Annotated in this window: 14 protein-coding genes and 1 pseudogene; 7 read left to right on the plus strand and 8 right to left on the minus strand. The window is 71.4% G+C overall.

What is annotated here, in order from left to right; all coding sequences use genetic code 11:
* Nucleotide 1 precedes the first annotated feature (1 nt).
* A complete protein-coding gene (locus AB0M83_RS37310; protein WP_364524593.1) occupies nt 2–4,144 on the minus strand; it encodes a LamG-like jellyroll fold domain-containing protein in 4,143 nt (1,380 codons plus the stop codon).
* 200 nt (nt 4,145–4,344) lie between these two features.
* Nucleotides 4,345–5,196 (minus strand): 16S rRNA (cytidine(1402)-2'-O)-methyltransferase, encoded by an 852-nt coding sequence (rsmI, locus tag AB0M83_RS37315; RefSeq protein WP_364524595.1) that lies wholly within the window; start codon nt 5,194–5,196, stop codon nt 4,345–4,347.
* 68 nt (nt 5,197–5,264) lie between these two features.
* On the opposite strand from rsmI, the gene AB0M83_RS37320 reads away from it, so the two are divergent.
* Nucleotides 5,265–6,833 (plus strand): phospholipid carrier-dependent glycosyltransferase, encoded by a 1,569-nt coding sequence (locus AB0M83_RS37320; RefSeq protein ID WP_364524597.1) that lies wholly within the window; start codon nt 5,265–5,267, stop codon nt 6,831–6,833.
* Complete coding sequence (locus AB0M83_RS37325; protein ID WP_364524599.1) at nt 6,812–7,360, plus strand: GNAT family N-acetyltransferase; 549 nt, start codon at nt 6,812–6,814, stop codon at nt 7,358–7,360. Before AB0M83_RS37320 ends, AB0M83_RS37325 begins: the two co-directional genes overlap by 22 nt.
* Here AB0M83_RS37325 and AB0M83_RS37330 read toward each other — a convergent pair.
* Entirely contained in the window at nt 7,332–8,045 is a 714-nt protein-coding gene (locus tag AB0M83_RS37330; protein WP_364524619.1) for a helix-turn-helix transcriptional regulator, read from the minus strand. The two genes, AB0M83_RS37325 and AB0M83_RS37330, sit on opposite strands and share 29 nt — an antisense overlap.
* A gap of 76 nt (nt 8,046–8,121) precedes the next feature.
* On the opposite strand from AB0M83_RS37330, the gene AB0M83_RS37335 reads away from it, so the two are divergent.
* A complete protein-coding gene (locus AB0M83_RS37335) occupies nt 8,122–8,691 on the plus strand; it encodes a class I SAM-dependent methyltransferase (protein WP_364524601.1) in 570 nt (189 codons plus the stop codon).
* On the opposite strand, the gene AB0M83_RS37340 is transcribed toward AB0M83_RS37335, so the two are convergent.
* Nucleotides 8,688–10,442, minus strand: coding sequence for a serine/threonine-protein kinase (locus AB0M83_RS37340; protein ID WP_364524603.1), 1,755 nt, complete (start codon nt 10,440–10,442; stop codon nt 8,688–8,690). The two genes, AB0M83_RS37335 and AB0M83_RS37340, sit on opposite strands and share 4 nt — an antisense overlap.
* Before the next feature lie 144 nt (nt 10,443–10,586).
* Between AB0M83_RS37340 and AB0M83_RS37345 the strand changes: the two genes are divergently transcribed.
* The gene (locus tag AB0M83_RS37345) at nt 10,587–12,506 is read left to right on the plus strand and encodes a propionyl-CoA synthetase (protein ID WP_364524621.1); all 1,920 of its coding nucleotides are present in this window, start codon (nt 10,587–10,589) and stop codon (nt 12,504–12,506) included.
* Between the two features lie 67 nt (nt 12,507–12,573).
* Nucleotides 12,574–14,139 (plus strand): beta-N-acetylhexosaminidase, encoded by a 1,566-nt coding sequence (locus AB0M83_RS37350; RefSeq protein WP_364524605.1) that lies wholly within the window; start codon nt 12,574–12,576, stop codon nt 14,137–14,139.
* A 53-nt stretch (nt 14,140–14,192) separates the two neighbouring features.
* Here AB0M83_RS37350 and AB0M83_RS37355 read toward each other — a convergent pair whose 3' ends face one another.
* Nucleotides 14,193–14,798, minus strand: a complete 606-nt coding sequence (locus AB0M83_RS37355) for a TetR/AcrR family transcriptional regulator (protein WP_364524607.1) — start codon at nt 14,796–14,798, stop codon at nt 14,193–14,195.
* Nucleotides 14,788–15,471, minus strand: a complete 684-nt coding sequence (locus AB0M83_RS37360) for an MOSC domain-containing protein (protein ID WP_364524609.1) — start codon at nt 15,469–15,471, stop codon at nt 14,788–14,790. The genes AB0M83_RS37355 and AB0M83_RS37360 overlap by 11 nt, the downstream gene beginning before the upstream one ends.
* A gap of 54 nt (nt 15,472–15,525) precedes the next feature.
* Between AB0M83_RS37360 and AB0M83_RS37365 the strand changes: the two genes are divergently transcribed.
* Nucleotides 15,526–16,902 carry a M20 family metallopeptidase gene (locus AB0M83_RS37365; protein WP_364524611.1) on the plus strand — a complete coding sequence of 459 codons (1,377 nt, stop codon included), beginning with the start codon at nt 15,526–15,528 and terminating at the stop codon, nt 16,900–16,902.
* Here the strand turns inward: AB0M83_RS37365 and AB0M83_RS37370 are convergent.
* Both AB0M83_RS37370 and AB0M83_RS37375 read right to left on the minus strand, forming a co-directional pair.
* A pseudogene (locus AB0M83_RS37370) lies at nt 16,871–17,075 on the minus strand (hypothetical protein). The gene AB0M83_RS37365 and the pseudogene AB0M83_RS37370 overlap by 32 nt on opposite strands.
* Nucleotides 17,075–18,598 carry an aldehyde dehydrogenase family protein gene (locus AB0M83_RS37375; protein ID WP_364524613.1) on the minus strand — a complete coding sequence of 508 codons (1,524 nt, stop codon included), beginning with the start codon at nt 18,596–18,598 and terminating at the stop codon, nt 17,075–17,077. Before AB0M83_RS37375 ends, AB0M83_RS37370 begins: the two are co-directional and overlap by 1 nt.
* A 112-nt stretch (nt 18,599–18,710) precedes the next feature.
* On the opposite strand from AB0M83_RS37375, the gene AB0M83_RS37380 reads away from it, so the two are divergent.
* On the plus strand, nt 18,711–20,183 hold the full coding sequence (locus tag AB0M83_RS37380; protein ID WP_364524615.1) for a GAF domain-containing protein: 1,473 nt from the start codon (nt 18,711–18,713) through the stop codon (nt 20,181–20,183).
* Nucleotides 20,184–20,271 lie beyond the last annotated feature (88 nt).

The raw sequence follows: 20,271 nt of genomic DNA on the forward strand, positions 1-20,271 counted from the left end.
GCTAGGGGTGGTCGAGGACGGCGTCGGCGTTGATGTGCTGCTGGTCGAGCACACCGCTGTAGACCCGGATACCGCGCAGGTCGCCGTACCAGTAGTCACTGTCCTGGCCCTTGAAACGGCCGCGCCCGAGGAAGAGGTCCTCGAGGTCGCTCGCACCGTTCCAGCCGATCACGTTGTCGACGCACTTCGTGCTGTATCGGTACGCGTCCGTCGTCGCGTACAGGCAGGCCCGGTGCGCCACGGCGTCGTACGTCCCGGCGAGGTGGGTCCAGACGCCGGACTGGGCGTCCGCGTCCGGCGTCGCCAGGATGGCCACCGGCGTCGCCGGGGTCGACTCCGCCATCCACATCGCCCAGCTCCAGCGGGGGTGCCAGACGCCGTTCGCGTCCTGCACGCCGCGGTAGCCGAGGAGGTACGGCGAGAAGTTCGCGCCGTTCGCCCCGAGCGCCGTGCGGCCGGGCTTGTCCACGCCGCCGGGATCGGACGGGTCGCGCTGCTTCTCCCGCGCCGCGTCCGCCTCGGTCCAGGTGTGCTTGACCCAGGCCTCGACCGTGAAACTGCGGTCGCTGCGGAAGTTCTGCGGGCGCGGCCCTTCGACCTGGGAACCCCACTCGAACGGGAACCGGGCGACGTTCGAGCCGTTCTCGTCCGTCGTCATCTGGAAGGTCCCGGACGGCGTGCCCGTGACGCCGCTGACGGAGTCCGTCGTGCTGCCGTCGAGCTGGTAGTTCGCCCGGAGCACCGCGGTGTTGGCCAGGCCGGACACCTCGGCGGCGGGCAGCGCGCGGTCCCAGACCTGGACCTGGTCGATCGAGCCGGCGAAGGCCCCCACCGACCGGCCGGGCTGCTTCGCGATCCCGAAGGGCCCGGTCGACCGCCACACGGTGCCCGCGGGGATCACCGTCTCCGAGGCGAGCGCGCCGTTGACGTACAGCCGTTCCTTGCCCGCGACCGCGTCGTACACCCCGGTCAGGTGCGTCCACTTCCCGGCGTACGGGGTGACGGACGTTCCCGCCCACCGCCAGTTGCCGGCGTCGCCGGCCGCGTCCGTGGTGCTCATCCCGAACGCGACGTTGTCGGTCGAGGAGCTGAGCATGAACGAGTCGCCGGCGGTGCCTTCTTGCGCCGCGAGGGTGTAGAAGTCCGGCTTGTCCAGCTTCACCCAGGCCGAGACCGAGAAGCTCTGCGCGGTGTCCACCACCGGGGACGACGTCGCCGCGTAGCCGGGGCCCGAGCCCACCAGGCCCCGGCCGCTGCCGTGGCCGGTCGAGTCGTCGGTCGCCGACTGGCCCGCCGAGTCCGAATACCCCGGACCGAAGGGAAGGCTGGTGAACGCGAGCGTGTTCTCGGTTCCCGTGGCGTCCTGCGTGCCACCGTCCAAAGTGTACTCGCGGGCGGCCGTCAACCCCGTGGGAACGCCGTTGGCGCCGTACAAGGTGCCGACCTCGGCGGCGGAGAGCGCGCGGCCGAACACGGCTGCCTCGTCGATCGAGCCCTTGGTCAGGTAGGTGCGGACACCGCCCCACTTCGCGCCGCCGAGGACGAGCGGACCACTCACGTTCGGCGCGGTCGCCGAGACCGTCTGCTGGAGACTGCCGTCGACGTACAGCGCCGCGGTGTGCGCGCTCGCGTCGTAGACCCCGGTGAGGTGCGCCCAGGTCCCGGCCGACGGCGTGGCCGTCGACACCGCCGACGTGACGACCGGGTTCGCGATGTCCGAGCCGCTCAGGCTGAACGCCCACTTGCCGGTGCTCAGGTACTGCAGGGCGAACCCGCTGGTCTGGTCCCCGTCCTGGGAGAGCACGGCCCGCTGGCCGTTCAGGTCGGCGGCGTTGACCCAGGCCGAGACGGAGAACGACTTGGTGGTGTCGACGATCCGGGCCGGCGTCGCGAAGTAGTCGCCCGCCTGGCCGCTGAGCGCCGCGGCCTGGCCGACCTTGCCCGTGGCGAAGTTGCCGGTGCCGGCACCCGCGTAGCGCAGACCGGTGACCTGGGATCGGCCGTCGCCCTCGAACTGCCAGGACGCGACCGGCGCTGCGGCGTCCTTCACCGTGAACGCGTAGTCGATCCGGGTCGACGGGGTCTTCGCCCGGTTGCACGACCACGCGCTGAGCACGTGCGGACCTGAGCTCCCGGGCGCGATCGCGGTGGTGCCGGGCCCGTTCAGGGCCTTCGGCTTCACCGTGCCGGCCTCGGTGCCGTCGCAGCTCGGCGCGGCCGTGTTGTCCATCCGCCAGACGTAGTGGTCGACCGGGGCCGCCGTGCCGGCCGCGGTGAACGTGAAGTCACCGGGACGGCCGGGGCCACCGCCGTACGCGCCGGCGGGGTAGGTCTGCGACGCGACGCCGGGCGCCGCGGGCGGGGTCAGCTCGACTTCGGCCTCGCAGGGCACCGCCCAGGAGGTTTCCCGGCCGTCCGTCGAATGGACGTCCCAGGAGTAGAGGCCGTCGGCGTTCATCTCGGTCGTGGGCAGGGTCGTGACCGCGTTCCGGTTCGCCTGGTTCGCGTCGCTCAGGATGTTGTCCGAGCCGAACTCCCGGCCGTCCCAGACGTGGGTGTTGGTGCTGACCAGTCCCTTGTAGACGCGGAACCGCGCGTCCAGCTGGTAGCCGTCCGGGTCGGAGACGTTGGCCCGGGTGACGTAGCCGGTGGCGGTCGGGCCGAGGACCGGCCGGGAAGCGCCCTGGACGCAGGGGTAGGACTGCGTGCCGTTGAAGATCGCGAGGTTCTTCGGCTGGTTCGGCGGGGAGTTGTATTTGACCTCGAACCCGACCTGGGGCGAGTAGCGCTTCCAGGTCGCCTGGTCGTTTTCGTTCGGCGAGATGATGCCGAACGTCCAGGTCGGCGAGTTGCCGCTGACCGCGGTCGCGATGGTCGAGGTGATGTCGAAGCCGACGTTGGTCGGGCAGCCCGAGACCGTCGCGACCGTCTGCCACCAGGCCGGTCCGCTGTTGAACCGCAGCCCGGGGCTGATGCCGCCCGCCCAGACGATGTTGTTGCTGCCCGAGCAGTTGCCGGGCTGGGCCAGGCCCATGGTCAGTTTCGCGCTGTAGATGGTCTTCCCGCCCAGGCCGCCGAGGTTCATCTCGACGAAGGACCGCGCGGTGACCAGGTGCCCGCTGCAGCTCGAATTGGGGTCGTTGTAGTAACCGGCGCGGAGGCTGTCGTCGCTGTCCCACACCGCGTCGCCCGGCGTCTTGCCCGTGCCGCAGGCGTACTGGACCAGGTAGTGGTTGCGGCCGCACGCGGCGCAGTAGTTGTCGTGCCAGGTCGGGTCGATGTAGACGGGGTAGACGGTGTCCGCGGCGGCCAGGAGCTTCGGGTCCGGGGTGAGGGTCAGCTTCGCCCCGTCGAGCCCGACGCCGACGGCGGCGCGGTGCCCGGCCGGGGCCGGCCCGCGCGTGAAGTCCTGGGTGGCCGTCTCGACGCCCGACGAGTCCCACATCGCCGCGGGCGGAGCCGTGAACTTCTCGTCGCCCGCGGCGTTCCGTACGTGCAGCGAACCGTCGGCGTCCTTCGTCACGGCGCCGTTCTGCACCGGCACGCCGAAGCCCAGCTTCGCCACGTTGGCGGCCGCCTCGGGCGTCTTGACGACGACGACCTCGTGCACGGTGTCGACGTCCACCTCGACCCGCAGGTCGACGCCGGGCAGGACCTCCGGATAGGTCGCGGTCGAGCCGGTGACGACCGGCTCGGGCAAGGTGCCGGGCCAGTCGAACCCGGCCGTGGTGCCGTCACGGGTCAACCGCAGCAAGGGCTGCGCGCCGACGGACTTCGCGGAGCGCCCCGCGCCGGCGGAGAGGGTGATCCCGGTGGTCGCGGCCTTGGGGGCGAGCACGCCGTCCTTCGGCGCCAGTGTCGAATCGGGTGTGGCCCACTTCCCGCCCTGCTTGACCCGCACGGGCCGCAGGTGGCGGGTGGTCGTGACGGTGCCGTCCGGGTCGGCGAACGTCTCCGTCGTCTCGGTGGTCTGGTCCATGACCTGAACGCGCTTTCCGGCCTGCCCGGAGTACCGGGCGGCGGTCGCCTGGTCCGGTGCGGTGTCCGGGACCTGCGCGACGGTGTCGGCCGCGGCGGGCGATGGGCGCAAAAAAGCCGTGGCGGGGAGGATCCCGAAAGCCACGGCCAGTACCAAGAAGAGCACGCCACGTCTGGATCTCAGCCGCGAAGAACGCACGTCGAAAGCCACGAAGATTCCCCTCACTCCGCGGCCGGACAACCCGGACCGCGCCCAGGGAGTACCTTCACCGATGATCGACTGCCGCGGTAGCGGCCGAACGGATTAATTCGGATCTCACATCGATCACTTGCGGCAAAACGGACATCTTCTCGTTGTGAGCGTTGTTACTTCGCGGTGCGCGCGGCGAGAACGGCGTCGTAAAGCTCCTTTTTGGACACTCCCGCGGCCTCGGCGACCTCCGCCGCCGCGGTCTTCAAGCGCTCGCCCGCCGAGACGCGGTCCGCGACCTCCGAGACCAGGTCCGCCACCGACACCTCCCGCGGTTCCGCTCCGGACAGCACCACCGTGATCTCGCCGCGGACCCCGTCCGCGGCCCACTCCGCCAAGAACGACAGAGGTCCCCGCTTCACCTCTTCGTACGTCTTGGTCAGCTCGCGGCACACCGCGGCGGGCCGGTCCGGGCCCAGCACCGCGACCGCGTCCGCCAGCAACGACGCCAGCCGGTGCGGGGACTCGAAGAACACCGCCGTCCGGGGCTCGTCGCGCAACGACGAAAGCCACTTGGACCGCTCCCCGGGCTTGCGCGGCGCGAAGCCCTCGAAACAGAACCGGTCACACGGCAAACCGGACAAAGCGAGCGCCGTCGTCACCGCGGACGGGCCGGGCAGGCACGTGACCGGGATGTCCGCCGAGACGCACGCCGCCACCAACCGGAACCCCGGGTCGGACACGCTGGGCATACCGGCGTCCGTCACCAGCACCACCGACTCGCCCGCGCGTAACGATTCGAGCAACTTGGGCAGGCGGGCCGTCTCGACGTCTTCGTAGAAGCTCACCACCCGGCCGCGGGGGGTCACCTCCAGCGCCGAGGCCAGCGTGCGGAACCGGCGGGTGTCCTCGGCCGCGATGACGTCGGCTTCCGCCAGCGCTTCGGCCAGGCGGGGCGAGGCGTCGCGGACGTCGCCGAGCGGGGTGGCGGCCAGGACGAGACGACCGGGAAGGACCGAGGGACTCACCGGTCCAGCCTAGGCTGATCAGCGGATCCGGACGACGCACGCCCTGTCCCGCCCGTAGGATCGCCCCCGTGACCGCCGTGCTGACCCGTCCCGACGACGAAAGCGTCCGGCCGGACCCGGTCGAGGCGCTCCGGCCGCCGACCGACCGCGAAGTGACCCTGCTCGGCCGCGGCATGCCCGCCGACCGGCTGCGCGGCTGGGTCGTCACCCTCGTGCTGACCGCGATCGGCGGCATCGTCCGGCTGCAGAACCTCGGCGTGCCGACGGACAAGGGCAGCCCGGTCTTCGACGAGAAGCACTACGTGCCGCAGGCGTGGCAGATGCTGCGCAACGGCGGCTACGAGGACAACTACGGCTACGAGCTGGTCGTCCACCCGCCGCTGGCCAAGCAGCTGATCGCGATCGGCGAATGGCTGTTCGGCTACAACGGCTGGGGCTGGCGGATCATGCCCGCGCTGGCCGGCACGCTCATCGTCTTCCTGACCATCCGCATCGCCCGCCGCCTGACCCGCTCGACGCTGCTCGGCGGCATCGCCGGCATCCTCGTGATCAGCGACGGCGTGCTGCACCTGCAGTCGCGCATGGGCATGCTCGACATCTTCATCGCGCTGTTCGTGCTCGCCGCGTTCTCCTGCCTGCTGGTGGACCGCGACCAGGTCCGCACCCGGCTCGCGACGGCGGTCCGCGAGGGCTGGGTCAACGAGTCCGTGTGGGGCCCCAAGCTGGGCTTCCGCTGGTGGCGGTTCGCGACCGGGCTGATGATCGGGCTCACCTTCGGCGTCAAGTGGTCGGCGCTGTACTACATCGTCGCGTTCGGGCTGCTGTGCGTGTTCTTCGACGTCGCGGCACGCCGCGCGGCCGGCGTCGAACGGCCGTGGCTGGGCACGATCCGCCGGGACGTGCTGCCCGCCCTGTGGGCGATCCTGCTCGTCCCGTTCCTGATGTACCTCGCCGCGTACTGGGCCTGGTTCGCGAGCGAGACCGCGACCGACCGGCACTACACCGAGATCAAGGACATCGCGCCGGGCTTCTGGTCGTGGGTGCCGTCGTCGTTGCGCTCGCTCGCCGACTACACCGGCAACGTCCTGCACTTCCACGAAACGCTGGTCACGCCCAAGGACAACCCGCACCCGTGGGAGTCGAAGCCGTGGACGTGGCCGATGGGGCTGCGCCCGATGCTCTACAGCTACGACGGCGACGTCACCGGCTGCGGCGAGTCCCGCTGCGTCAGCGCGACGATGCTCATCGGCACGCCGGCGATGTGGTGGCTGGCGATCCCGATGCTGGGCTGGTCGGTGTGGCGCTCGATCTTCCGCGCGGACTGGCGCTACGCGGCCGTGCTGGTGGGCTACCTCGGCGGGTACGTCTTCTGGTTCACCAACATCGACCGCCAGATGTACTTCTTCTACGCGACCCCGCTGGCGGCGTTCCTGGTGCTGGGGTTGACGTTGTGCCTGGGCCAGATCCTGGGCAGCGCCCGGCGCGGGTTCGAACGGCGCGGGACCGGCCTGCTCGTGGTGTCGTTGTACGTGGGCCTGGTGGTGGCGAACTTCGCCTGGCTGTGGCCGATCCTGAACGGCGTCGCGATCACCACCGGCCAGTGGGAAGCCGAACGGTGGCTGCCGTCCTGGCGGTAGGGCTGACCGACCCCGCGCCGCGGCACCACCGATCGTTCCTCGACGCCCTGCGCGAGTACCACCGCGAGGGACTGCACACCGAGCTGCGGCCGGAGCTGCTCGCCGATCCGGCGGCGTTCGCGCGCTGGCTCGCGGAGATGCGCGAGGCCGGCGTCCGCGGTTCGGCGTCCGTCGCCCGTGACCGGGTTCCGCACCGGATCCTCTGGTGGGCCGCCGGCGACGAGTACCTCGGGCGGGTCCGGCTCAACCTGCGGCTCAACGAGGAGCTGACCGAGTTCGGGGGCCACCTCGGCTACGACATCCGGCCGTCGGCGCGAGGGCGGGGACACGCCACCGCGCTGCTGCGGGCGAGCCTGCGGGTCGCCCGGGACGCCGGCATCGACGACGTCCTGCTGACCTGCGCTCCCGAGAACCACGCGTCGCGCCGGGTGATCGAACGCAACGGCGGCGTCCTGGCGGACACCAGTTCCGCCGGGCGGCTGCGGTACTGGTGCCGGCTCAGCCCGCGAAGTACGCCCCCGGGGTGACCCCGACAGCCCGCCGGAAGGCGGCGACGAACGCGCTCGCCGAGCTGTACCCCACCCGGTGGGCCACCGCCTCCAGCGGCGCGCCCTGCGCCAGCAGGGGCAGCGACGCCCGCAGCCGCACCTGCGTGCGCCACGTCCCGAACGGCATCCGGCACTCCCGGACGAAGAGGCGCGCCAAGGTCCGCTCCGCGGCTCCGACGTCGCGCCCGAACTCCGCCAGGCTGCGCGGGTCGGCTGGGTTCGCCACCACCGCCGTCTCGACGTCGCGGGCTCGCGGGTCGGCCGGGGACGGCACCACGATCGGGATCACGTCCAGGGGTTCCAGCAGGTCGAACGCCACCGCCTCGGCCCGCAGCCGCGCCGCCGGGGCCACGCTGTCGTCGGTCAGGTACTCGAGCAGTTCGCGCAGCAGCGGGCGGACGACCACCATCCGCGGCACCGGCCACGACACCGGGGACAGCGCGGGATCGGCGTAGATGCCGCGCAGCGCCGCCCGGCCGAGCGCGCCCGTGCGGTGCTGGACACCCGCCGGGATCCACAGCGCCCGGGTCGGCGGGAGGACCCAGCCGGCGTCGCCCGCCTTCACCGCGACGACCCCGCGGGCCGACCAGACCAGCTGGTGCACGGGGTGCTCGTGCTCGGGGAACCAGGTGCCGGCGGGCAGGTCGACCTCGCCGAGCAGCATGGCTTGGCTGTTTGGCGACATCATTTGTCAGAGTATCGGCTACCGGCCACTCCCGCGCCGAAATAGCGTCGGACGGATGCCGATGAACCTGATCCACCGCAAGATCTGCAGCTCGGAGAAGTGGGCGGCCACCGTCGAGGAACGCCTGACGCCGTGGCTCGCGGCTCGCGACCTGGGTGACGACGTGCTCGAGATCGGGCCGGGGTTCGGCGCCACGACGAAGGTGCTGCTCGGCGCCGTCCCGAAGCTGACGGTGCTGGAGATCGACCCCGCGTCGAGCGAGCTCCTGCGCGCGAAGTTCGGCGGCCGTGCCGAGGTCGTCGAGGGCAGCGGCGCGGAGATGCCCTTCGAGGACGGCCGGTTCTCGGCCGTCGTGTGCTTCACGATGCTCCACCACGTGCCGACCCGGCAGCTGCAGGACGCGATCTTCGCGGAGGCCGCCCGGGTCCTGCGCCCGGGCGGCACGTACTGCGGCAGCGACGGCCAGCTCAACCTCCGCTTCCGCCTCCTGCACATCGGCGACACGATGAACGTCATCGACGCGGCGACCTTCCCGGAACGGCTCGAGAAGGCGGGGTTCGAGCAGGTCAAGGTGGACCTGAGGCCGAAGGAGCTGGTGATCTTCTCGGCCGTGAAGCCCGGTTAGCGGCGCGGCAGCTGGTTCCCCGGCTGGCGCGGCACGACCCGCGTCACCGGGCCGTCGGCCGACTTGCCCGCTCGCGACAGCCAGCCCTCGACCTCGCGACGCACCGCGTTCAACGTCGGACGGCGCCGGGGCTCCGGGTCCAGCGAAGCCGCCAGCAGCCGCGCGTGGGCGCTGCGCTGCGGGAGCCGGGACACCGGTTCCGCCCGGGCCGCGGCCATCAGGGCCGCCATCGGGGTCTCGCGGGTGCCGCGCGGGGGCTGGCCGGACAGGGCGTAGCTGATCGTCGCCGCCAGCTGCCACGCGTCCGACGCCGGGGACGCCGTCGCGCCCATCGCCTGCTCCGGGGCCACGAAGTCGGGCGTGCCGATCATCATGCCGGTGGCCGTCATCTTCGAGTCGCCTTGGCTGCGGGCGATGCCGAAGTCGATCAGGTGGGCCAGGCCGCTCGGGTCGAGGATGACGTTCGACGGCTTGATGTCGCGGTGCAGGACGCCCTTGTCGTGCGCCGCCGCCAGCGCGCCCGCCATCGTCGCCCAGAGGCGGCCGGCCGCGACGTCGTCGAGCGGGCCCTGGCCGTCGACCAGCTCGGCCAGCGGACGGCCTTCGAGGTACTCCATGACCAGCGCGAGCCCGTCCGGCTCCTCGGCCAGGTCGTACACCTTGACGCAGTTCGGGTGGCTGACCACGGCCAGCGCGCGGGCCTCGCGCTGCATGCGCTCGGCGGTGTCGCGGTCCGGCGCGTGCGCGATCTTCAGCGCGACCGTGCGGTTGAGCTGGGTGTCGACGGCCTGCCAGACCGTGCCGAACCCACCCGCGCCGAGCTGCTTGACGCGCCGGTAGCGGCTGCCGCCGGCGTTGCGCGAACCGGGCGGCGGCGGGACCGGGCCCGGCGCGGCGGCCAGCGCGCCGGCCATCGGCGGGGGCTCGGGCGCGGCCGCCAGGGCCGTCTTGGGGTACGGCCGGTTGACCGGAGGCGGGGGTGGCGGCGGCGGAGTCGGGCGCGGCTGGACCTGCGACGGCGGCGGGCCCTGCGGCTCCTGGTCGCGGCGCGGCGGCACGTCCGGCCGGTTGATCACCGCCCACGGCGGCGGCCCGACCATCGCGACCGGGATCAGGCCCAGCACGCTGAACGGCAGGAAGCCGAGCCAGAAGTGCAGCGCGGTGTTCGCCTCCATGCCGACGCTGAACACCAGCATCGCGGCGAACGGGATCCAGAAGAACCGCGACGGCCACTTCGGGCCGCGGCGGAAGGCGGTGCGGGCCTGCAGCATCACGAAGAGCAGCGACCCGGCCCCCAGGACGATGAACGCCAGGACGTAGACGAAGAACGGGATGTCACTGCCGTTGCGGGAGAACAGCACGTCGTAGACGGTCTGGCCGCCGCCGAGGTACTTCTTCTGGTCGTCGACCCAGCAGAAGCCGCTGGTCAGCGTGGCCGTCTCGGCCTTGGACAGCCCGGACTTCTGGCCCGCGAACTCCGCGCGGAACACGCCCGACACGCCGTTCGACAGCAGCCACGGGAACACCAGCGCGCTGAACAGCCCGATCGCGCCGAAGATCGACAGCGTCGTGACGTCGTAGCGGTTGCCCGTGCCCTTCCGGATGATCGACACCGCCAGCGCGCCGATCGGCGGCAGCAGTGCGACGAGCGCGCCGGCCGCACTCGTGGCCCAGACCCAGTCGCCGGGGCAGAAGCCCGGGCCGAACAAGGAATGGGCTAGCGAGAGCAACGCGCTCGCGAGTCCGTTCACCGCCGGGCTCCCCTCACTGTCCGTGTTCACTTCGTACCGTCACGCGGCGTTTTCCCGCGGTCCAGCTTAGGACGCAGCCGGCGGCCTTGAGGTTGCCGGGTCTTCAGCGTGCCCGGAATCCGGCGGGCCCGCCGCTCCCGCGCCATGATGGGGCCGGCGGCAACGTTCGACGCGAAGGAGCGGGGCATGGGCGCGTACTCCGAGGCCTACCGGCGGAGCCTGGCCGATCCGGAGGCGTTCTGGCTGGCCGCGGCCAGGTCGATCAGCTGGACGAAGCCGCCGGAGCGGGCGCTGGACGACTCCCGGCCGCCGTTCTACCGGTGGTTCCCGGACGCCGAGCTGAACACGGCATACAACGCGCTCGACCGGCACGTCGAGGCCGGCCGCGGCAACCAGGCCGCGTTGATCTGGGACTCTCCCGTGACCGGACGGCAACGTACCTACACCTACGAAGAGCTGCGGGACACGGTCGCGCGCTTCGCCGGTGCGCTCAGCTCCCTGGGGGTCACGAAAGGTGACCGCGTCATCGTCTACCTGCCGATGGTGCCCGAGGCCGCGATCGCGATGCTGGCCTGCGCGCGGATCGGCGCGGTGCACTCCGTGGTCTTCGGCGGGTTCGCGCCCAAGGAGCTCGCGGCGCGGATCGAGGACGCGAAGCCCAAGGTGATCCTGGCGGCGTCCTGCGGCATCGAGCCGACGCGGGTCGTCGAGTACAAGCCGATCATCGACGGCGCGCTCGCGATGACCGAGCACCAGCCCGACCACGTCGTCGTGCTGCAGCGCGAGCAGGCGCCGGCCGAGCTGACCGGCCACGACCTCGACTGGCGCGAGCTCGCGGCGAACGCCACCCCGGCCGAGCCGGTGCCGGTCGCGGCCACCGACCCGCTCTACATCCTCTACACGTCCGGGACCACCGGGAAGCCCAAGGGCGTCGTGCGCGACACCGGCGGCCACGCGGTCGCGCTCGCCTATTCGATGGACGCGATCTACGACGTCCACGCGGGCGACGTCTGGTGGACGGCTTCCGACGTCGGCTGGGTCGTCGGGCACTCCTACATCGTGTACGCGCCGCTGCTGGCCGGCGCGACGACCGTGCTCTACGAGGGCAAGCCGGTCGGGACGCCGCACGCGGGCGCGTTCTGGCGGGTCATCGCCGAGCACGGCGTCCAGGCGCTGTTCACCGCGCCGACCGCGCTGCGGGCGATCAAGAAGCTCGATCCGGACGCCCGGGAGCTGGAGAAGTACGACCTCGAAGCGTTCAAGACGCTGTTCATGGCCGGCGAGCGGCTGGACCCGGAGACCTACCACTGGGCGCACGAGAAGCTCGGCACGCCGGTCATCGACCACTGGTGGCAGACCGAGACCGGCTGGCCCATCGCCGCCAACCTCCGCGGCCTCGAGCCGATGGACGTCAAGCCGGGCTCGGCGACCAAGCCCGTTCCCGGCTGGGACGTGCGGATCCTCGACCAGGCCGGCGACGAGCTGCCGGCCGGGCGCGAAGGCGCCATCACGGTGAAGCTGCCGCTGCCGCCGGGCTCACTGCCGACGCTGTGGGGCGACGACGAGCGTTACCGCGAGGCCTACCTCTCGCGCTACGACGGCTTCTACCTGACCGGAGACTCCGGCTACCTCGACGAAGACGGCTACCTGTTCGTCATGGGCCGCACCGACGACGTCATCAACGTCGCCGGGCACCGCCTGTCGACCGGGTCCATGGAGGCCGTGCTGGCGTCGCACCCCGCCGTCGCCGAGTGCGCCGTCATCGGGGTCGCCGACCAGCTCAAGGGCCAGCTGCCGCGCGGGTTCGTCGTGCTCAAGGCGGGCGCGGACATCGCCGAGGACGAGCTGCGCGACGAGCTCGTGGCGATGGTCCGCCGGGACATCGGGCCGGTCGCGGCGTTCCGCGATGTGTCCATTGTGGACGCACTGCCGAAGACGCGGTCCGGGAAGATCCTGCGCAAGACCATGCGGGCGATCGCCGACGGCCGCGACGAAGCGGTGCCCTCCACCATCGAGGACCCGGGCGTCCTGGACGCGATCCGGGCGGCGCTGCGCACTTCGTAAAGTATTGTTCCAAATGCACCGGCTGGTCTGTACCTTTGTGAGGGAGTCCCCGACCGGAGGTGCCCTGATGCGCTTGTCCAGAGCCGTCTCGACCGCGGCGATCGTGAGTCTGACGGCAGTCGGCCTGCCCGCTGCCGCGGCGGCTTCCCCAGCCGCGCCGGAACGCAGCGTGACCGACGTCGTCCCGGCGCCCGTGTCGGCGAAGGCCGACCCGCGCGGCGACTTCAAGCTGACGCCGTTCACCGTGATCAGCGCCGACCGCGGCGCCGGCCAGGTCGCGGACTACCTGCGCGGCCTGCTGCGCCCGGCCACCGGCTACCCGCTGCCCGTCGTGCCGCGCTCGTGGGGCCTGCCCGCGATCTCGCTGCAGCTCGGGCACGACTCGCGCATCGGCACCGAGGGTTACGAGCTGAAGGTCGCCCACGACGGCGTCGCGCTGAAGGCCAACACCGCCGACGGGCTCTTCGAGGGCGTCCAGTCGCTGCGGCAGCTGCTGCCGTCGGCGATCGACGCGAAGCGCGTCCAGCACCGGACGTGGACGGTCGCCGGCGGCACCATCCTCGACTACCCGCGTTTCGGCGAGCGCGGCGCGATGCTCGACGTCGCCCGGCACTTCTTCCGGCCGGACCAGGTCAAGCTGTACATCGACCAGATCGCCCAGTACAAGATCAACACGCTGCACCTGCACCTGGCCGACGACCAGGGCTGGCGCATCGAGATCAAGAGCTGGCCGAAGCTCGCGACGGTCGGCGGCCAGACGGCCGCGTACGGCGACCCGGGCGGCTACTACACGCAGAAGCAGTACCAGGACATCGTCGCGTACGCGGCTTCGCGGCACATCACCGTGATCCCGGAGATCGACATGCCGGGTCACACGAACGCGGCGCAGTCGACGTACGCGGAGCTGAACTGCGACGGCAAGGCCGTCCCGGTGCGCACGGACACCGAGGTCGGCTACAGCTCGCTGTGCATCTCCTCGCCGATCACGTACAAGTTCGTCGACGACGTCGTGCGCGAGCTGGCGGCGATCACGCCGGGCCAGTACCTGCACATCGGCGGCGACGAGGCCCACGCGACACCGCCCGCGGACTACCTGACCTTCCAGCAGAAGGTGCAGCCGATCGTCGCCAAGTACGGCAAGAAGGTCACCGGCTGGCACGAGATCGCGAAGTCCACGCTGCCGGTCTCGGCTGTCCCGCAGTACTGGGACTTCGGCGGCGACAACGCGTCCGTCGCGGCCGCCGCGGCCCGGGGCAACAAGATCCTGATGTCGCCGGCGAACTACGCGTACCTGGACATGAAGTACACCCCCGAGACCCCGCTGGGCCAGGACTGGGCGGCGCTGGTCGAGGTGCGCGACGGGTACAACTGGGATCCGGCTTCGCTGGTGACCGGGGTCGGCGAGAAGCAGGTCGCGGGCGTCGAGGCCCCGCTGTGGACGGAGACGATCCGCACCAGCGACGACATCGAGTACATGGCGTTCCCGCGCCTGCCCGGCATCGCGGAGATCGGCTGGTCCCCGAAGTCGACGCACAACTGGGACGCCTACCGCGTACGCCTGGCGAAGCAGGCCCCGCGGTGGACCACTCAGGGCATCGACTTCTACCGCAGCCCCCAGGTCGACTGGAAGTAGCCCAAAGCCTCTGAAGGCCACCATGAGGGAACTAGATGCCCTCATGGTGGCCTTCAGAGCATTCCGGGGTCGCCCAGGCGGGAACGGATGGCGCGGCGGGCCAGGGCGTAGGGCGTGGTGGCGTTGTTGAGGACGGAGTCGGCGTTCGCCGCGCGGCCCAGCGCGTGCAGCTCGAACGCCAGGACTTCCGCGTCCGTGTCCAGGTGGCCGAGCGAGACCGCGTCCCGGCAAGTCTCGCGGATGAACTCCGCGAACGAGCCGCTCGCCGCCGCCACCGCGTCGTGCACCCGGCCCGGGCGGGCGTCGACCTCCGCGCCGGCGTTGAAGAAGAAACAGCCACCCGGGAACACGCGCTTTTCCGAGTAGTCCAGCCAGTTCTCGCAGATCGCCCGCAGCCGCGGCAGCCCCGGCGCGACGTCGAGGGACGGCGTCACGACGTACGAGCGGAAGATCTCCAGAGCGGCTTCGACCGTCGCGAGCTGCAGCTCTTCCTTCGAGCCGAACAGCGCGAACACGCCGCTCTTGCTCAGCTCCAGTTCGGTGGCCAGCCGGCCGAGGGACAGCCCCTCCAAGCCGTCGACCGACGCGACGTCCACCGCCCGGCGCAGCACCACGCGGCGGGTCGCGTCACCGCGGGCGACCCGGCCGTCACCCGGCATGCCGCTCCCGCCAGCGGTCCACAGTGGACTGGATGCCGGCGCTCCACGACACCGCCAGCGCCGGGGTCGCCAGCACGCGGTCCGCGAAGTCCAGCGCCGCTTCGATCTTGTCCGGCGGCAGCTGACCGTAGTTCGCGAACGAGATCACGTACACCTCGGCGATCGTCGGCGCGTCCGCGCGTTCGACCAGCTCGAGGGCGCCGGACGTCGGCACGGTGCCCGGCCGCAGCACGCGCAGGTACCACCCGCTGCGCAGGGAGTCGATCATCGCCGGGGTGACGTCCTTGCGGCCGGTCTTCATGGCGAGCTTGTAGCACGGCGACCGCGGCTGGGAGACCTGCACGAGCGCGTCACCCCAGGCCCAGACGTCCCCGACCCGGACGTCGTCTTCGGTGACGCCGCTCAGCGAGATGTTCTCGCCGAAGTCGGCCGTCGCCACCTCGAAGCCGTCCTCGCGCCAGGCCGCGTAGTGCTCGGCCGGGTAGACGTAGACCGCTTTGTCGACCCCGCCGTGCACGGTCAGGTCGGCCTGCCGGTCGCCCTCGAGGTTCAGCTCGGTCAAGGCCAGCTCCGGCGCCGTGACCCGCGCCTTCGTGATCGCGCTCAGCACCGGGCGCTCCCGCCGGTGGCCCAGGACGCTCGGTTCCCCCACATACACGCCGTCGACGTTCATACCTCGAATATAGCACGACCGTTCGTATTGTTTTCCACCTCTAGAGTGGCGATCATGGAGCTGCTCGATCAGGCCCGCGCACACGTCGACTCCGGCGCCTTCTTCACCGAACTGGCCCGGCTGGTCGCCTACCCCACGGTGAGCGACGCCCCCGAGGGCCGCGCCGCGATCCAGGCGTACCTCGACGAGGTCCTGACCCCGGCCCTGACCGGCCTCGGCTGCGAGGTGTCCCAGCACCCCAACCCCGACCCGGCGGGCGGCCCGTTCCTGGTCGGCGTCCGCGTCGAGGCGCCCGGGCTGCCGACGCTGCTCTGCTACGGCCACGCCGACGTCGTCGGAGAAGCCGGGCAGTGGAGTGAAGGACGAGACCCGTGGACGCTGACCGCGGACGGCGACCGCTGGTACGGCCGCGGCACTGCCGACAACAAGGGCCAGCACCTGGTCAACCTCACGGCGTTGCGCCTGCTCCTCGAAGCACGAGGCAAGCTCGGCTTCAACCTCAAGTTCCTCTTCGAGACCGGCGAAGAGATCGGCTCACCGGGCCTCGACGAGTTCGCCGCGCGGCAGAAAGACCTGCTCGCCGCCGACGTCCTCATCGCTTCCGACGGCCCGCGCCTCGACGCGGCCACCCCGACGCTGTTCCTCGGCGCGCGCGGCGGCATCCGCATCACCCTGGAAGCCGACCTGCGCCCGGACTCCTACCACTCCGGCAACTGGGGCGGGATCCTGCGCAACCCGGCGACGACGCTCGCCGGCGCGATCGCGAGCCTGGTCGACGGCCACGGCCGCATTCAGCTACCCGCACTGCTGCCACCCGACCTGCCGGACTCCGTGCGCGCGGCCCTGAACGACGTCGTCGTCGGCACCACGCCGGGCGACCCGGAACTGGACGAGAACTGGGGCGATCAACGACTCGCGCCCGCCGAACGGCTCTACGGCTGGAACACCCTGGAGGTCCTCGCGCTCGGCGCGGCCGACGCCGACCGCCCGGTCAACGCCATCCCGGGCCGGGCCCGTGCGGTGCTGCAGCTGCGGTACGTGGCCGGCACCGACGTCGACGGCGTCGCCCCCGCCATCCGCGAACACCTGGCGGCGCAAGGGTTTTCAATGGTCGACGTGACCGCCGATGCCAGCTTCCGCGCCAGCCGGACACCGGTCGACAACCCGTGGGTCCACTGGGCGAAGTCCACTTTGGACGCCGTCGCGGACCGGCCGGTCGCTCTCCTGCCCAACTTCGGCGGCGGCCTGCCCAACCACGTCTTCACCGACGTCCTCGGCCTGGCGACGCTGTGGCTGCCGCACTCCTACCCGGGCTGCCTGCAGCACGCGCCGGACGAGCACCTGCTCGCCCCGGTCGCCCGGGAAGGACTGGTGCTCGCCACGGCGTTGTTCGGCGCCTTCAGTTCAGCGCCGCCGACTCTTCGCCGGTGAGCAGCCGGGAGCGGATCAGGAAGTGCACGCCTTCGGGCGCTTCCAAGGAAATCCGCCCTCGACTTCAAGCGAGCCGAGGCGCCGGACTGGTGGAACATCACCGGCCCGTGGAGCGACACCAGCCGCCGCGGCAGGTCCGCGGCGGCCGGGGTCAGGTCGACGCGCTCGGTCATCAGAAGAACCCGAGCGCCTGGTCGGAGTAGGAGACGAGCATGTTCTTCGTCTGCTGGTAGTGGTCCAGCATCATCTTGTGGTTCTCGCGGCCGATGCCGGACGCCTTGTAGCCGCCGAAAGCCGCGTGCGCCGGGTAGGCGTGGTAGTTGTTCACCCAGACGCGGCCCGCCTGGATGTCACGGCCGGCGCGGTAGGCGGTGTTGCCGTCCCGCGACCAGACGCCGGCGCCGAGGCCGTACAGCGTGTCGTTGGCGATCTTGATCGCGTCGGCGTAGTCGTCGAACTTCGCCACGGACACGACCGGGCCGAAGATCTCCTCCTGGAAGATGCGCATCTTGTTGTCGCCGGCGAACACCGTCGGCTCGACGTAGAAGCCGCCCGACAGGTCGCCGCCGAGGTCGCTGCGGACCCCGCCGGTGAGGATTTCGGCGCCTTCCTGCTTGCCGATGTCGATGTAGGAAAGGATCTTCTCGAGCTGGTCGTTCGACGCCTGGGCGCCGATCATCGTGTTCGTGTCGAGCGGGTTGCCCTGCTTGATCTTGCGGACGCGCTCGACGCCGTCGCCGAGGAACTCCTCGTAGATGCCCGACTGGATCAGCGCCCGCGACGGGCAGGTGCAGACCTCGCCCTGGTTGAGCGCGAAGAGCGCGAAGCCTTCCTGCGCCTTGTCGTAGAAGTCGTCGTTGCGCGCGGCGACGTCGTCGAAGAAGATGTTCGGGCTCTTGCCGCCCAGCTCGACGGTCACCGGGATGATGTTTTCGCTGGCGTACTGCAGGATCAGCCGGCCGGTCGTGGTCTCCCCGGTGAAGGCGACCTTGCGGACGCGGTTGCTGGAGGCCAGCGGCTTGCCGGCCTCGACGCCGAAGCCGTTGACGATGTTCACCACGCCCGGTGGGATCAGGTCGCCGATGATCGAGAACAGCAGGTGGATCGACGCCGGCGTCTGCTCGGCGGGCTTGAGCACGATCGCGTTGCCCGCGGCCAGCGCCGGGGCGAGCTTCCAGACCGCCATCAGGATCGGGAAGTTCCACGGGATGATCTGCGCGACCACGCCGAGGGGCTCGTGGAAGTGGTAGGCGACGGTGTTTTCGTCGATCTGCGAGATGCCGCCCTCCTGGGCGCGCAGCGCGCCGGCGAAGTAGCGGAAGTGGTCGATGGCCAGCGGGATGTCGGCGGCGAGGGTCTCGCGGACCGCCTTGCCGTTCTCCCAGGTCTCGGCCACCGCGATCGCCTCGAGGTTCCGCTCCATCCGGTCGGCGATCTTGAGCAGGGTGTTCGCGCGTTCCTCGACCGACGTCCGGCCCCACGCCGGCGCCGCGCCGTGGGCCGCGTCGAGCGCCTTTTCGACGTCCTCGGCGGTGCCGCGGGCGATCTCGCAGAAGGTCTTCCCGGTGACGGGGGTCGGGTTCTCGAAGTACCGGCCGCTCGCGGGCGGCACGTACTCGCCGCCGATGTAGTGGTCGTAGCGCGACTCGTAGCTGACGACGCTGCCTTCGGTGTTCGGTGCGGCGTACTGGACCATCTTCCCTGCCTCGTTGCTCGGAGTGACGGTTGAGCTGGTGGCGGCGAACGTAGGCCGGGCAACGTTGCAAGCGCGTTGCACCGCGGTGAGCCGGCTATCTACGCTGGTGGACGTGGCAGAGGCGCCCGAACCGGAGCTGCCGCGCGATCCCGGGTCGTCCGCGCGGCTACTGGAGCACGTCCGCGAAGCGGTGCTCCAGGGCGTTGCCGGGCCCCGGCCGCCACGCTCCGTCGTCTCCGACTCGTGGCACCGCTCGCTCGCCGCCCGCGTCGACCCGGACGAGGGCGAGGCACCGTTCGTCTTCGACTCCGAAGCCCTCGCTTCGCTGCGGGAAGCCCATCCGCTGGCCCCGGTGCTGCCGGTGCTGCGGCAGATGCTGGTGAGCATCGCCGACGACGCCGAGCACGTGATGATCGTGACCGACGCGGACGGCCTGATCCTGTGGCGCGAGGGCGAAACGGCCCAGCTCCTGCGCGGCGACCGCGTCGGCCTCACCGAGGGCACGTGCTGGAGCGAGGCGGCGATCGGCACGAACGCCATGGGCACGGCGCTCGCGACGGGCGAGCCGGTGCAGATCCACTCGGCCGAGCACCTGGTCCGGCGCTACCACACGTGGACGTGCGCGGCGGCGCCCGTGCGCGACCCCGAGACCGGCGTGCTGCTCGGCTCCATCGACGTCAGCGGGCCGCTGCGCACGGTCCACCCGGCGATGATTTCGCTGGTCACGGCGACCGCGCAGCTCGCCGAGGGTCAGCTGCGCGCTCAGCTCGCGGTCCGCGACGAACGCCTGCGCCGCGTCAACATGCCGCACCTGGAAGCCCTGCGCGGCCGGCCCGGCGCACTGCTCTCGGCGGGCGGCCGGGTGCTGGCGGCCCAGGAGTGCCTGCTTCCGTCCACAGTGGACGTCCGGCGCGGCGGCGGGACGGTCGCCCTGCCCGACGGCCGCCTCGCCACGGTGGAGCCCCTGGCCGAGGGCTACCTGCTCCGGCTTTCGTCCGGTGGTGTGAGCCGACGCTCCCGCCTGCGGCTCGACTACCTCTCCGACGGCGCGCATTCGACCACTGTGGACGGTCGCGAAGTGCCGCTGACGTTGCGCCACGCGGAGATCTTGACCCTGCTGGCCCTGCACCCGAACGGCCTCTCCGCGGAACGGCTGGCCCTGCAGCTCTACGGCGAGACGGGCAACCCGGTGACGGTCCGCGCGGAGATCCACCGCCTGCGCTCCCAGCTGGGCGCGCAGGTCGTGCAGACCCGCCCGTACCGGCTGGCGGCCGACGTCGACGCGGACTTCGCCCGGGCGCGAGCGTCGTTGCGCACCGGCTCCCCGGCCGACGTCCTGCGCGTCTTCCGCGGGCCGCTGCTGCCGGAGTCGGAAGCGCCCGCGATCCGCGAAGAGCGTGAGTCCCTCACCGCCCAGGTCCGCCAGGTAGCGTTGAACAGCGGCGATCCGGGCGTGCTGTGGGCGTTCTGGGAGACGGCGTGCGGGGTGGACGACTTCGCGGTGCTGGACGCCCTGCTGAAGACGCTCCCGGCGGCCGACCCGCGGCGGGCCGCCGTCTCGGCCCACCGCGCCCGGCTCGCCTGAGAGCCCTATGTCAAGCGGCCTGTCGGCGGAGGGTGTTGAGCTGGCCGTGTAGGTCGGGGTTGTAGGGCTGGTGGTCGTGCCAGCAGCG

The sequence above is a fragment of the Amycolatopsis sp. NPDC051106 genome (genome assembly GCF_040682775.1).
In the GTDB taxonomy this organism is placed as follows: domain Bacteria; phylum Actinomycetota; class Actinomycetes; order Mycobacteriales; family Pseudonocardiaceae; genus Amycolatopsis.

Bases quoted from the DNA above. Each gene is read 5' to 3' on its own strand.
- AB0M83_RS37335 (WP_364524601.1), top strand. From the start codon at position 8,122: ATGCCGATGAACCTGATCCACCGCAAGATCTGCAGCTCGGAGAAGTGG.
- AB0M83_RS37345 (WP_364524621.1), top strand. From the start codon at position 10,587: ATGATGGGGCCGGCGGCAACGTTCGACGCGAAGGAGCGGGGCATGGGC.
- AB0M83_RS37330 (WP_364524619.1), bottom strand. From the start codon at position 8,045: ATGCTGCTCGGCGAGGTCGACCTGCCCGCCGGCACCTGGTTCCCCGAG.
- AB0M83_RS37360 (WP_364524609.1), bottom strand. From the start codon at position 15,471: ATGAACGTCGACGGCGTGTATGTGGGGGAACCGAGCGTCCTGGGCCAC.
- AB0M83_RS37365 (WP_364524611.1), top strand. From the start codon at position 15,526: ATGGAGCTGCTCGATCAGGCCCGCGCACACGTCGACTCCGGCGCCTTC.
- AB0M83_RS37375 (WP_364524613.1), bottom strand. From the start codon at position 18,598: ATGGTCCAGTACGCCGCACCGAACACCGAAGGCAGCGTCGTCAGCTAC.
- AB0M83_RS37355 (WP_364524607.1), bottom strand. From the start codon at position 14,798: ATGCCGGGTGACGGCCGGGTCGCCCGCGGTGACGCGACCCGCCGCGTG.
- AB0M83_RS37350 (WP_364524605.1), top strand. From the start codon at position 12,574: ATGCGCTTGTCCAGAGCCGTCTCGACCGCGGCGATCGTGAGTCTGACG.